Source organism: Ruegeria sp. BC6 (genome assembly GCF_056539185.1).
In genome coordinates this window covers 233,505-245,627 of sequence record NZ_JBQFUM010000001.1, presented here as the reverse complement: position 1 = coordinate 245,627, position 12,123 = coordinate 233,505, and the positions used below count along the sequence as shown (strand labels likewise).

At 63.0% G+C, this 12,123-nt stretch carries 12 protein-coding genes; 8 read left to right on the top strand and 4 right to left on the bottom strand.

The genetic code is table 11. The features are described from left to right. The first annotated feature begins 235 nt into the window (after positions 1-235). From acs to ACR0MM_RS01150, 8 genes are all read left to right on the top strand, one after another. Positions 236-2,200: an acetate--CoA ligase gene (acs, locus tag ACR0MM_RS01185; protein ID WP_480693971.1), complete on the top strand. Its 1,965-nt coding sequence runs from the start codon at positions 236-238 to the stop codon at positions 2,198-2,200. 7 nt (positions 2,201-2,207) lie between these two features. Then, positions 2,208-2,891, top strand: a complete 684-nt coding sequence (locus ACR0MM_RS01180; protein WP_480693969.1) for an adenylate kinase — start codon at positions 2,208-2,210, stop codon at positions 2,889-2,891. Between the two features lie 182 nt (positions 2,892-3,073). Then, entirely contained in the window at positions 3,074-3,358 is a 285-nt protein-coding gene (locus ACR0MM_RS01175) for a DUF4212 domain-containing protein (RefSeq protein WP_093962930.1), read from the top strand. 15 nt (positions 3,359-3,373) lie between these two features. Next, a complete protein-coding gene (locus ACR0MM_RS01170) occupies positions 3,374-5,158 on the top strand; it encodes a sodium:solute symporter family protein (protein WP_170357571.1) in 1,785 nt (594 codons plus the stop codon). 108 nt (positions 5,159-5,266) lie between these two features. Next, on the top strand, positions 5,267-7,090 hold the full coding sequence (locus ACR0MM_RS01165) for a DUF294 nucleotidyltransferase-like domain-containing protein (protein ID WP_480693967.1): 1,824 nt from the start codon (positions 5,267-5,269) through the stop codon (positions 7,088-7,090). A 30-nt stretch (positions 7,091-7,120) separates the two neighbouring features. Next, the gene (locus tag ACR0MM_RS01160; RefSeq protein ID WP_093961827.1) at positions 7,121-7,639 is read left to right on the top strand and encodes a hypothetical protein; all 519 of its coding nucleotides are present in this window, start codon (positions 7,121-7,123) and stop codon (positions 7,637-7,639) included. Positions 7,640-7,641: 2 nt separating this feature from the next. Beyond that, positions 7,642-9,054, top strand: coding sequence for a 3'-5' exonuclease (locus tag ACR0MM_RS01155; RefSeq protein ID WP_480693965.1), 1,413 nt, complete (start codon positions 7,642-7,644; stop codon positions 9,052-9,054). A gap of 86 nt (positions 9,055-9,140) precedes the next feature. After that, entirely contained in the window at positions 9,141-9,641 is a 501-nt protein-coding gene (locus ACR0MM_RS01150; RefSeq protein WP_170371219.1) for a flavin reductase family protein, read from the top strand. Here the strand turns inward: ACR0MM_RS01150 and ACR0MM_RS01145 are convergent, their stop codons facing one another. The 4 genes from ACR0MM_RS01145 to ACR0MM_RS01130 are packed head-to-tail and all read right to left on the bottom strand — an operon-like array spanning position 9,642 to position 12,068. Beyond that, a complete protein-coding gene (locus ACR0MM_RS01145; RefSeq protein WP_170437244.1) occupies positions 9,642-10,121 on the bottom strand; it encodes a DUF6505 family protein in 480 nt (159 codons plus the stop codon). It lies immediately after the preceding gene. Further along, positions 10,118-10,816 (bottom strand): biotin/lipoate--protein ligase family protein, encoded by a 699-nt coding sequence (locus ACR0MM_RS01140; protein ID WP_480693963.1) that lies wholly within the window; start codon positions 10,814-10,816, stop codon positions 10,118-10,120. The genes ACR0MM_RS01145 and ACR0MM_RS01140 overlap by 4 nt, the downstream gene beginning before the upstream one ends. Beyond that, the gene (locus tag ACR0MM_RS01135; protein WP_480693961.1) at positions 10,813-11,874 is read right to left on the bottom strand and encodes an Mrp/NBP35 family ATP-binding protein; all 1,062 of its coding nucleotides are present in this window, start codon (positions 11,872-11,874) and stop codon (positions 10,813-10,815) included. Before ACR0MM_RS01135 ends, ACR0MM_RS01140 begins: the two co-directional genes overlap by 4 nt. Then, positions 11,871-12,068 carry a DUF6494 family protein gene (locus ACR0MM_RS01130; RefSeq protein WP_170339600.1) on the bottom strand — a complete coding sequence of 66 codons (198 nt, stop codon included), beginning with the start codon at positions 12,066-12,068 and terminating at the stop codon, positions 11,871-11,873. The genes ACR0MM_RS01135 and ACR0MM_RS01130 overlap by 4 nt, the downstream gene beginning before the upstream one ends. Between the last annotated feature and the right edge of the window lie 55 nt (positions 12,069-12,123).

Genomic DNA, 12,123 nt, shown 5'->3' with positions numbered 1-12,123 from the left:
TAGATCTTTAAATAATTGTTTTTTATCATGTTATCGCAAACTCAAGCCTAACGAATTTACAAAACGCCCCCAGAAACGGAAAATTGTTTACAAACAAATCCAAGGATTACGGCAATTTATTTCTTTCTTTTCTCGAAGGCGTATTATCCCGACCGGGGAGGAAACGGATCGACAATGCCATTCAATTGGGCAAACTCGGTCCACCCGAAGTCCAGTCAGAGGGAGGAGCCTCAGAATGACCACCGCTGCCCAGGCAGAAGCCAAGGTATTTCCGCCATCCGCAGAAACCGTCGCTCGCGCTCATGTCGATGCCAAAAAACACACCCAGATGTACGAGGCATCTGTCAACGACCCCGTGAAATTCTGGGGTGAGCATGGCAAGCGGATCGACTGGATCAAGCCCTACACCCAGGTCAAGGACGTCAACTACGATTTCGGCTCGGTCAAGATCAACTGGTATGCCGACGGCACGCTGAACGTCTCGGCCAACTGCCTGGACCGTCACCTGAAGACCCGCGGCGATCAGACCGCGATCATCTGGGAACCGGATGATCCGAACGACGAAGCCCAGCACATCACCTATGCCGAGCTGCACCGCCGCACCTGCCGCATGGCGAACATTCTGGAATCGATGGGCGTGCGCAAAGGCGACCGGGTCGTCATCTATCTGCCGATGATCCCCGAGGCCGCCTATGCCATGCTCGCCTGCGCCCGCATTGGCGCGATCCACTCGATCGTGTTTGCCGGCTTCTCGCCCGACGCGCTGGCCGCTCGGGTCAACGGTTGTGACGCCAAGGTCATCATCACCGCCGACGAGGCCCCGCGCGGCGGCCGCAAGACTCCGCTGAAATCGAACGCCGACGCCGCCCTGCTGCACTGCAAGGACACGGTAAAGTGTCTGGTGGTCAAGCGCACCGGTGGCCAGACGACCTGGATCGACGGGCGCGACTACGACTACAACGAAATGGCGCTGGAGGCCGACGATTATTGTGCGCCGGCCGAGATGAACGCTGAAGATCCGCTGTTCATCCTTTACACCTCGGGCTCGACCGGACAGCCTAAAGGCGTGGTGCACACCACCGGCGGCTACCTGGTTTATGCCGCGATGACCCACGAAATCACCTTCGACTATCATGACGGCGACATATACTGGTGTACGGCGGACGTGGGCTGGGTCACCGGCCACAGCTATATCGTCTATGGCCCGCTGGCCAATGGCGCGACCACACTGATGTTCGAAGGCGTGCCGACCTATCCCGACGCCTCGCGGTTCTGGCAGGTTTGCGAGAAGCACAAGGTCAACCAGTTCTACACCGCCCCCACCGCGATCCGCGCGCTGATGGGTCAGGGCAACGAGTTCGTAGAAAAATGCGACCTGAGTTCCCTGAAAACGCTCGGCACGGTGGGCGAACCCATCAACCCCGAGGCCTGGAACTGGTACAATGAGGTGGTCGGCAAGGGGAAATGCCCGATCGTCGACACCTGGTGGCAGACCGAGACCGGCGGCCACATGATGACCCCCCTGCCCGGCGCGCATGCGACCAAGCCCGGTTCGGCGATGAAACCCTTCTTTGGCGTTCAACCCGTCGTGCTGGATCCGCAGTCGGGCGTCGAGATCACCGGCAACGGGGTCGAAGGCGTGCTGTGCATCAAGGACAGCTGGCCGGGCCAGATGCGCACCGTATGGGGCGACCATGAGCGGTTCGAGAAGACCTATTTCTCAGACTACAAGGGGTATTACTTCACCGGTGACGGCTGCCGCCGCGACGAAGATGGCGATTACTGGATCACCGGCCGCGTCGATGACGTCATCAACGTCTCGGGCCACCGCATGGGCACCGCCGAAGTCGAAAGCGCGCTGGTGGCTCACGCCGCCGTCGCCGAAGCGGCCGTCGTAGGTTATCCCCATGAAATCAAGGGCCAAGGCATCTATTGCTACGTCACCCTGATGAATGACCGAGAGCCCTCGGATGAATTGCTGAAAGAGCTGCGCACATGGGTCCGGACAGAAATCGGACCGATCGCCAGCCCCGACGTGATCCAGTGGGCTCCGGGCCTGCCCAAGACCCGTTCGGGCAAGATCATGCGCCGCATTCTGCGCAAGATCGCCGAGAACGACTTCGGCTCGCTGGGCGATACCTCGACCCTGGCCGACCCGTCCGTCGTCGAAGATCTGATCGCCAACCGGGCCAACAAGTGAGGGCGTGATGCAGGCTGAAACAATCACAAAGCCCGCTGTCCTGATCCTTCTCGGCCCTCCGGGCGCCGGGAAGGGCACACAGGCGCGAATGCTGGAACAGAAATTTGGCCTGGTGCAGCTTAGCACCGGCGACCTGCTGCGCGCCGCGGTTGCTGCCGGAACCGAGGCCGGAAAGGCTGCAAAAGCGGTGATGGAAGCCGGCGACCTGGTCAGCGATGATATCGTCATCGCAATCCTGCGCGATCGCATTGTCGAGCCCGATTGCGCGCGTGGTGTCATCCTAGATGGGTTTCCCCGTACCACTGTTCAGGCCGAAGCGTTGGACAAGCTGCTGGCCGAAAACGGGCAGAAGGTGAATGCGGCCATCAGCCTCGAGGTCGAGGACGCCGAGATGGTCACCCGGATCGCCGGACGCTACACCTGCGCAATGTGCGGTGAAGGCTACCACGATCAGTACAAGCAGCCGAAGGTGGACGGTGTTTGTGACAAGTGCGGCAGCACGGAATTCAGCCGCCGCGCCGATGACAATGCCGAAACCGTGGCGTCCCGGCTGGAGGCCTATCACGAACAAACCGCGCCTTTGATCGACTACTACAAGGATCGCGGCGTACTCAGAAAACTGGATGCCATGGGGCAGATCGATCAGATCGCCCGTGGCCTGGAAAGCATCGTGGGCGACGCGATGCGGTAAGGGGAAGAGGACTCCCCAAAGCGGGCACTGACCCCGACACGAGTTTCTTCAACGGAACCGCTCTGGCGGACCGGAGAAGCTTTGCCTGGCGCCATCGCGGCGCTCGGCGCAATCGAATGGCGGCCCTACGCCGGAGGACAAATGCACCGGGCCGCCCTGGAGGAACCAAGGAGGAAACCGCAATGGCGGATAATTCAACAAACTCCGCGCAGACTGCCGAGTCCGACAAGGGCTATTGGCAGGCAAACCTGCGTCTCATCTACATCAGCCTCATCATCTGGGCGCTGGTGTCTTTCGGGTTCGGCATTCTGCTGCGCCCGTTGCTGTCGGGCATCGCCGTCGGCGGCACCGACCTGGGCTTCTGGTTCGCGCAACAGGGATCGATCCTGGTCTTTCTGGCGCTGATCTTCTTCTACGCCTGGCGCATGAACAAACTGGATGCCGAATACGGCGTCGAAGAAGAATAAGGGAGCCAGGGGACAATGGATCAGTTTACCATCAACCTGCTGTTTGTGGGCGCGTCCTTTGCGCTCTACATCGGCATCGCGATCTGGGCCCGCGCGGGATCCACATCGGAATTCTATGCCGCCGGACGCGGCATTCACCCGGTCACCAACGGCATGGCCACGGCAGCAGACTGGATGTCGGCGGCCTCGTTCATCTCGATGGCGGGCCTGATTGCCTTTACCGGCTATGACAACAGCTCGTTCCTGATGGGCTGGACCGGCGGCTACGTGCTGCTGGCGCTTCTGCTTGCGCCCTATCTGCGCAAGTTCGGCAAGTTCACCGTGTCCGAGTTCATCGGCGATCGCTTCTACAGCCAGACCGCGCGCGTCGTGGCGGTGATCTGTCTGATCGTGGCCTCGGTCACCTACGTGATCGGCCAGATGACCGGCGTGGGCGTGGCCTTTGGCCGCTTTCTGGAAGTGTCGAACACCACCGGTCTGCTGATCGGCGCGGGCGTCGTGTTTGCCTATGCGGTGTTCGGCGGCATGAAGGGCGTGACCTATACCCAGGTCGCTCAGTACTGCGTGCTGATCACCGCCTACACCATTCCGGCGATCTTCATCTCGCTGCAGCTGACCGGCAACCCGATCCCGGCCCTGGGCCTGTTCGGCGACACCGCCGGTGGCGAGCCGCTGCTGACCAAGCTGGACGCCATCGTGGCCGAGCTGGGCTTTGCGGAATACACCGCTCATCATTCGAACACGCTGAACATGGTTCTGTTCACCCTGTCGCTGATGATCGGCACCGCCGGCCTGCCGCACGTCATCATGCGCTTCTTCACCGTTCCCAAAGTGTCGGACGCGCGCTGGTCGGCCGGTTGGGCGCTGGTGTTCATCGCTCTGCTGTACCTGACCGCCCCCGCGGTTGGTGCCATGGCCCGTCTGAACATCACCGACATGATGTGGCCGAACGGCGGCATCGAAGGTGGCGCTGTTTCGCTGGAGCAGATCGACAACGATGCCCGGTATGACTGGATGGCCACCTGGCAGAAAACCGGCCTGCTGGACTGGGAAGACAAGAACGGCGACGGCAAGATCCAGTACTACAACGACAAGAATGCCGACATGCAGGCGCTTGCCGAAGAAAAGGGCTGGGTCGGCAACGAGTTGACCAAGTTCAACCGCGACATCCTGGTTCTGGCCAACCCCGAAATCGCCAACCTGCCGGGTTGGGTGATCGGTCTGGTCGCGGCCGGTGGTCTTGCGGCCGCGCTTTCGACCGCTGCGGGCCTGTTGCTGGCAATTTCGTCGGCGGTGTCGCACGACCTGATCAAGGGCTCGATCAACCCGAGCATCTCGGAAAAGGGCGAGCTTCTGGCGGCGCGGATCGCAATGGCCGTGGCCATCGTGGTTGCCACCTATCTGGGCCTCAACCCTCCGGGCTTTGCGGCGCAAACCGTGGCGTTGGCCTTCGGTCTGGCGGCGGCCTCGATCTTCCCGGCGCTGATGATGGGGATCTTCTCGACCCGCATCAACAACACCGGCGCGGTCGCGGGCATGCTGGCTGGTCTGACCGTCACCCTGGTCTACATCTTCCTGCACAAGGGCTGGCTGTTCATTCCGGGCACCAACTCGTTCACCGATGCAGACCCGCTGCTGGGTCCGATCAAATCGACCTCGTTCGGTGCGATCGGCGCCATGGTCAACTTCGGCGTCGCCTATGTGGTTGCCGGCATGACCAAGGAAACCCCGCAGGAGATCAAGGATCTGGTCGAAAGCGTGCGCATTCCCCGTGGTGCGGGCGCGGCTCAGGACCACTGAGCCGGATGCGGTCCGCGATGATGCATCACGGGCCGTTTCCCTCGACCAACTTCTCCCGCCCGGCTAAACCCCGGGCGGGGCTTTTCATTCAAGCGGACGGGCGAACCCATGGCGCTTTCACCTGAACAGATCACCCGGTTCCTGAAATCCGTGCACCCCTATGACGCGCTGCCTGTCGAGGAACTGGCCGACATCGCCGCCCGGATCGAAGCGCGCGCAATCCCAAAGGGCACCGTCATCTATCACCGCGGCGCGCAGTTGCCCGGCCTTTTCATCATCTACGAAGGCCACGTCGAGATCACCGACGAAAACGGCGCGGTCGTATCCCATCTGGGCCTGCGCAACTCGTTCGGCGAGCGTGGTCTGATGCGCGACGGGCGCGCGGTGACCACGGCAACGGCTGACGCGCCCTCGGTTCTGCTGATCATCCCAACTGACCTGTTTTCAGAGCTGCTCCAGCGTCACGTCGTCGTCGCCAAATTCTTCAACCGGGCCCGCCCTGCACGGCCCGAACAGCAATCGCTGTCCACCACCCGAGTCGAGACCCTGATGGCGCGCAAGCCGGCCACATGCACCCCGGACACGACCGTTCAGGAAGCCGCGCGCCTGATGCGCGACCGGGGCATTTCGTCGGTCTGCATCACCGAGCGCGGCGCGTTGCGCGGCATTGCCACGGTTCGGGACCTGTCGGGCAAGGTCGTGGCGGGCGCCCTGCCCCCGACGACCCCGGTGTCACAGATCATGACCCCGGACCCGCTGACCCTGTCGCCCGGCGACATCGGCTCGGACGTGCTGCACGCGATGCTGGAACGCGGTATCGGCCATATCCCCATCACCGAGGGTGGGCGTCTGGTCGGAATGGTCACCCAAACCGACCTGACCCGGTTCCAGGCCGTCAGCTCGGCCGAACTGGTCGGCCGCATCGCGCAGGCCGGGTCGGCGACCGAGATGGCCGCGGTCACGGCCGACATCCCGAACCTGCTGGTGCAACTGGTGGCGGGCGGCAACCGGCACGAGATCGTCACCCGCCTGATCACCGACATCGCCGACGCCGCGACGCGCCGGCTTCTGGCGCTGGCCGAGCAGAAACTCGGCCCGGCACCCGTGCCCTATCTGTGGCTGGCCTGCGGCTCGCAAGGCCGGCAGGAGCAGACAGGCGTGTCCGACCAGGACAATTGCCTGATGCTGGATGACAGCGTCACCGATCCCGACCTGCCCTATTTCGAGGCGCTGGCCAAATTCGTGTCCGACGGGCTGGATGCCTGCGGGTATTTCTATTGCCCCGGAGACATGATGGCGACCAATCCGCGCTGGCGGCAGCCGGTCCGGGTCTGGCGCGACTATTTCAACGGCTGGATCGCCAAGCCCAACCCCGAGGCGCAGATGCTGGCCTCGGTCATGTTCGACCTGCGCCCCATCGGTGGCCGGTTCGATCTGTTTTCCGACCTGCAGGCCGAAACTCTGCGCGCGGCCCGGGCGAACTCGATCTTCGTGGCGCACATGATTTCGAATTCTCTGAAACACACGCCTCCGCTGGGCCTGCTGCGCGGGATCGCCACGATCCGCTCGGGCGAGCATCGCAACACGCTGGACCTCAAGCACAACGGCGTGGTTCCCGTGGTCGATCTGGGCCGCGTCTACAGCCTGCAGGGTGAATTGACCGAGGTGAACACCCGCGCGCGCCTCAAGTCCGCCGAGGCCGCCGGGGTGCTCAGCCCGTCGGGCGCGCGGGACCTGCTGGATGCCTATGACCTGATCGCGGAAACCCGGTTGAACCATCAGGTCAAACAGATCAGGAATGGCGACAAGCCCGACAACTATCTTGCGCCGTCTGAATTGTCGGACTTTGAGCGAAGTCATCTTCGGGACGCGTTTGTCGTGGTAAAGACGATGCAATCCGCGGTCGGGCACGGCAAGGGGATGCTGGGGTAAAGACCCCGGCAGTAAGAACGGAGGAGGAAGATGTTTCTTGAGCTGATCGGCACGATCTTTGCGGGCTTTGCCATCGCGGGCCTCGTGATGGGTTTGAACCGGCTGACAGGTGGCCATCTGCCGAAATGGTCGGCTCCGGTTGCGGCCGGCTTGGGCATGATCGCGGTCACGATCATCAGCGAGTATTCCTGGTACGACCGCACCCGGGACGCCCTGCCCGACGGCCTGACCGTCGTGCAAGAGGTCGAAAGCCGCGCGCTCTATCGCCCCTGGACCTATGCGGTGCCCTATGTCGACCGGTTCGCGGCCGTCGATACCGCCTCGTTGCGGACCAATGCGCAGGTGCCGGATCAGCGCCTGATCGACCTGTACTTCTTTGGCCGCTGGGCGCCGGTGTCCAAGATGCCAATCGCGGTGAACTGCGCCGAGCACAGCCGGGCAAGTCTGGCAGATGGGGCCGAGTTCTCGGATGACGGGCGTCTGGTCGGTGCCGATTGGGTGCCGGTTGGAGAGGATGATCCGGTGGTCTCAGCCACTTGCGAGGCCTGACCATGCTGACCCGCCTGAGCCTGCGCCTGAGAATTTTTCTGTTCTTCTGCTTGCTTGCGGCGGGTGGCATCGCCATCACCGTGATCGCCCTTTGGCTTGGCCTGCAACGCGCGGATCCGAATGATCTAACCAGCGCCTTCGTGTTCAGCGGCCTGCTGATCTCGTTTGGCTTGCTGGGGCTGGTTGTCGGTGTCTGGCTGCTGTTCGACGACAACGTGGCCAAACCGATCGAACGCCTGTCGGCGCAGCTGCGTGCGCGTGCACATGCGGGGGTGGATACCGATCTCGACTTGCAGGCGGCACGCTATTTGGGTGATCTGGCCCCCGCCGCCGCCAGCCTTGCCGAGCGACTGGCCACCACCGCCCTGTCCACGGCCGAGGCTGTGGCTGCCGAAACCGCGCATCTCGCGTCAGAGAAGGAACGTCTGACCGCGCTTCTGTCCGAGATCCCTGTCGCGATGCTGCTCGCGGGGCCAAACCACCAGATCGTTCTGTACGACGCGCAGGCCGCCGAGGTTCTGGCGCAGATCGCCCATCCCCGCCTGAACGCCTCGCTGTTCGACTATCTCGAACGCAAACCTCTGCTGGACGCTTACGAGAAGCTGGGGAAAACCGGCATGGATGTCTATTGCACCCTGGCCAGCGTGGACGGGCGCCAAACCTACACGGCACGCATGAAACCGCTGGGCGATGCGCCGGGCTATATGCTGATCTTCGAAGACAGCGTCGCCCGCATTCCGCCAGAGGCCGCGCGCCCTCTGGTCTATGATTTCGATCTTCTGGACACCCCAGGCGACGAGGCGTTCGAAAACCGCCCGCTATCGCAACTGTGCTTTGTGGTCTTCGACACCGAAACCACCGGTTTGCTGCCGCACAAGGACGAGATCGTGCAGATCGGCGCCGTCCGTGTCGTCAAGGGGCGCATCGTCGAGGGCGAGCGGCTGGACACGCTGGTCAATCCGGGCATTCCGATCCCACCCGCTTCGACCAAGGTTCACAAGGTCAGTGACCGTATGGTGCAGGACGCGCCCGATATCGCGCAAGCCGGGCGCATGTTCCACCACTTCGCCCGTGATGCCGTGATCGTGGCGCATAACGCACCATTCGACATGGCGTTTCTGCGCCGTCATGCCAAGCGCATGGAAGTGACGTGGGATCACCCCATCCTGGACACGGTTCTGCTGTCGGCGGTCCTTTTCGGAGCCAGCGAAACCCATACGCTCGACGCTTTGTGCGAAAGACTGGGCGTGGAAATCCCCGAGACGCTCCGCCATACGGCTTTGGGGGATGCGGTTGCGACGGCTGAAGCATTGGTGCGGATGCTGCCGATGCTGGCTGCACGCGGTATGCAGACATTCGGCGACGTGATCGCAGAAACCCGCAAGCACGGTCGGCTGCTGGAAGACCTGAACTGAATCAGCCTATTGATCGCGATACAGCTTTTCGTGGACAATTCTGCTGCGGCATGGCACCCCGTGCCCGGCCACCAAACGAGCGCGCGATGACCGAAAGAACATTCAAACCCGGACCCGATCAAAGCATGGCCTTCCGCGAGGCCCTGGGGTGCTTTGGCACTGGTGTGACGGTCGTCACGACCAGCACCCCGGACGGTCCCTCGGCCATCACCGTCAACTCGTTTGCATCAGTGTCGCTGGATCCACCATTGGTCCTGTGGTGTCTGGCAAAAGAGTCGAACCGTTACGGGGCCTTTCAAGCAGCGCAACATTACTCGATCCATGTCGTGGCCGAGGATCAGCAGGATCTGGCCCTTCGTTTTGCCCGCAATGGCCTCGATTTCTCGCATGCAGACTGGTCCCCGGATCACAAAGGTCGGCCGCAGCTGAGCCAGTGTCTGGCCCGATTTGACTGCACTTTGTCTGCCCGCCACGAGGCCGGGGATCATCTGATTCTCGTGGGAGAGGTCGAACAGGTCATGTACCGCACCGGCAAGGGCTTGATCTTCAAGCGCGGACAGTTCGGCGGTTTTGCCGACCTTTTGTAATCACTCGTCCAATGACCCGTGGACGGCAAAGGCCTCCAACTCGGCCTCTTGCGGCGTGATCACGCGAAAAGCCTCGTGAACGCCGGACTCGGTCAGGCTGCGGGCAACGGTCAGCAGGGTGTTGGGGGCATGATCGTCACACATCTCGGACATATGGGCCAGCTCGGCGCGGGCCACGTCCAGCGCCGCCTCGACCGAGGGCGCGCCGTAAAGGCGCACGAAATGCTCGGCCAGGTTGGTGGCCAGCCGCTCCATCTCGGCCGGTTCGATCTGCGTCACCGCCACGAAGGTCACGCGCCCGAAGGTTTCAAGCCCCAACCACCCGTTGGCAAAGGCCTGGCGCGCCTTACCGGCCAGGTCGGCCTCACCCCAGTTCGAAAACTCGAACCCGCCCGAGATGCACCACTCGCCCGTTCGGGCCGGCGAGTGAAAGACGTTCAGGTCGCTTTCGTCGAAATGAATGGCGCGGGCCAGGTTCAATGGACGTCCTCCAACAGACGGATCAAGGGAACAAGCTGCGTGTCCGACCCGTTCCGCAACAGCATGCCGAACCGCTCATCGGCCCCAAGAAACACGCCGCGATCACCATATGGCTCTCCGACGCCCTGCAGCAAGCCCATCCATTCCCCGTGCAACGGCGCGTTGCCATCCTCGGACCAGCGGTTCAGCCAAGTCAGCATGTGACGCGACCAGCTTTCGACCAGCTGCACCGGAGACACATCCGCGCAGCCTTCGTCATACAGGGCCGTCACATCGGGCGACTTGCCGGGCTCGTCCCCGGTTTGCAGCAAGGCCAGTTCCCAGCCGACGACCAGCCAGTCGGGCACAGTTTCCGGATCGGAGGTCGACGCGGCCGCACGAAACCGGCCACAGCGGGCCCCGTTGACGAAAATCGGACCATCCCAGCCCAGATGCACCGCCACCTCGGGCGGAGCCAGCGCGCCCAGCGCGTTCTGGAACCCGACGGCGCACAGCGGCAGCATGGCCATGGCGTCCTGCAAGGGCACCTCGGGTGCAAAGACGATGGCCGCGCGCAGGCGATCCGCCTGAATGTTGTAGACGACGCTGCCCGCGTCGCAGCCCAGCGCCGCCATGGCCTGTGCGTGGTCGAACGGGTCTTCCCCACCCTGTACCGGGTGCCCGGACAGCAACGGGGGAAAGACCGGCTGTGTCATGCCTTGCCCGCGGCGATCAGGTCGCGGGCGATCTTGCGGAAGGCCTCGGCCTGCGGGCTGTCAGGTTTGCTGACCACCATCGGTGCCCCGCCATCAGCGGCCACGCGGATATCCAGATGCAGCGGGATTTCCCCCAGCAACGGCACACCCAGTTCGGCGGCTTCGGCGGCGACGCCTCCATGACCGAACACATGTTCCTCGTGCCCGCAGTTCGAGCAAATATGCGTGGACATGTTCTCGATCATGCCGACGATCGGCGTTTTCAGCTGGCGGAACATGTCGATGCCCTTGCGCGCGTCGATCAGGGCCACGTCCTGCGGGGTCGACACGACGATGGCGCCATCCACCTTGAACTTCTGGCTCAGCGTCAACTGCACGTCACCGGTGCCGGGCGGCAGGTCGACGATCAGCACGTCCAGCGCGCCCCACTGCACCTGGCTCATCATCTGCTGCAACGCGCCCATCAGCATCGGACCGCGCCAGACCACCGCCTGACCTTCGTTGGTCATCAACCCCATCGACATCATGGTGACCCCGTGGTTGCGCAGCGGCAGGATGGTTTTGCCATCGGGGCTGGCCGGCCGTCCGGACACACCCAGCATGCGCGGCTGCGAAGGGCCATAGACATCGGCATCCAGCAGACCGACCCGCCGCCCTTCGGCTGCGAGCGCACAGGCCAGGTTGGCCGAAACGGTGGACTTCCCGACCCCGCCCTTGCCCGAGGCCACGGCGATGATCCGGTCAACCCCCGGCACCGCCTGCGGCCCGGTCTGCGAGGGCTTGGGCTTGGGTTTCAAATCCGGCGGCGCCTTGTCAGAATGCGCGGTCAGCAGGGCCGAGACCTTGGCCACCCCGTCGACCATCTGCGCCGCCTTTTCGGCGGTGGCGCGCACCGGCTCCATCTTTTCGGCGTACTTGGGGTCGATCTCGAGAACGAAGCGCACGGTGTCGCCCTCGACATTCAGCGCGCGGACCACGCCCGCGCTGACGATGTCCTGCCCCGAAACCGGGTCGGTGATCTTTTTCAGGTTCGCCAGAACCGCGTCGCGGATGCTCATGCGTCGCCGTCCTTGATCTGGCCTGTCACCACGTGTTCGACATCCAGCCCGTTGATCGTCAGGACCATCTTGGCCTCAAAGCTTTTGCCCGCCGGATCGCCCGCCTTGCGCAGCGCATCTTCGATGGCCTGCTGGCTGGTCACGCCAACCTGTTTGAGGAATTTGCGCATCGACATGTTGTAATCGCCGCTCATCGCAGTGTGTCTCCGTCTTGTTCGTTCATTTGACGCATTCGCCCTGTCGCCGTTA

Coding starts and splice junctions, on each gene's coding strand:
- acs (WP_480693971.1), top strand. CDS start 236: ATGACCACCGCTGCCCAGGCAGAAGCCAAGGTATTTCCGCCATCCGCA.
- ACR0MM_RS01180 (WP_480693969.1), top strand. CDS start 2,208: ATGCAGGCTGAAACAATCACAAAGCCCGCTGTCCTGATCCTTCTCGGC.
- ACR0MM_RS01175 (WP_093962930.1), top strand. CDS start 3,074: ATGGCGGATAATTCAACAAACTCCGCGCAGACTGCCGAGTCCGACAAG.
- ACR0MM_RS01170 (WP_170357571.1), top strand. CDS start 3,374: ATGGATCAGTTTACCATCAACCTGCTGTTTGTGGGCGCGTCCTTTGCG.
- ACR0MM_RS01165 (WP_480693967.1), top strand. CDS start 5,267: ATGGCGCTTTCACCTGAACAGATCACCCGGTTCCTGAAATCCGTGCAC.
- ACR0MM_RS01160 (WP_093961827.1), top strand. CDS start 7,121: ATGTTTCTTGAGCTGATCGGCACGATCTTTGCGGGCTTTGCCATCGCG.
- ACR0MM_RS01155 (WP_480693965.1), top strand. CDS start 7,642: ATGCTGACCCGCCTGAGCCTGCGCCTGAGAATTTTTCTGTTCTTCTGC.
- ACR0MM_RS01150 (WP_170371219.1), top strand. CDS start 9,141: ATGACCGAAAGAACATTCAAACCCGGACCCGATCAAAGCATGGCCTTC.
- ACR0MM_RS01140 (WP_480693963.1), bottom strand. CDS start 10,816: ATGACACAGCCGGTCTTTCCCCCGTTGCTGTCCGGGCACCCGGTACAG.
- ACR0MM_RS01135 (WP_480693961.1), bottom strand. CDS start 11,874: ATGAGCATCCGCGACGCGGTTCTGGCGAACCTGAAAAAGATCACCGAC.
- ACR0MM_RS01130 (WP_170339600.1), bottom strand. CDS start 12,068: ATGAGCGGCGATTACAACATGTCGATGCGCAAATTCCTCAAACAGGTT.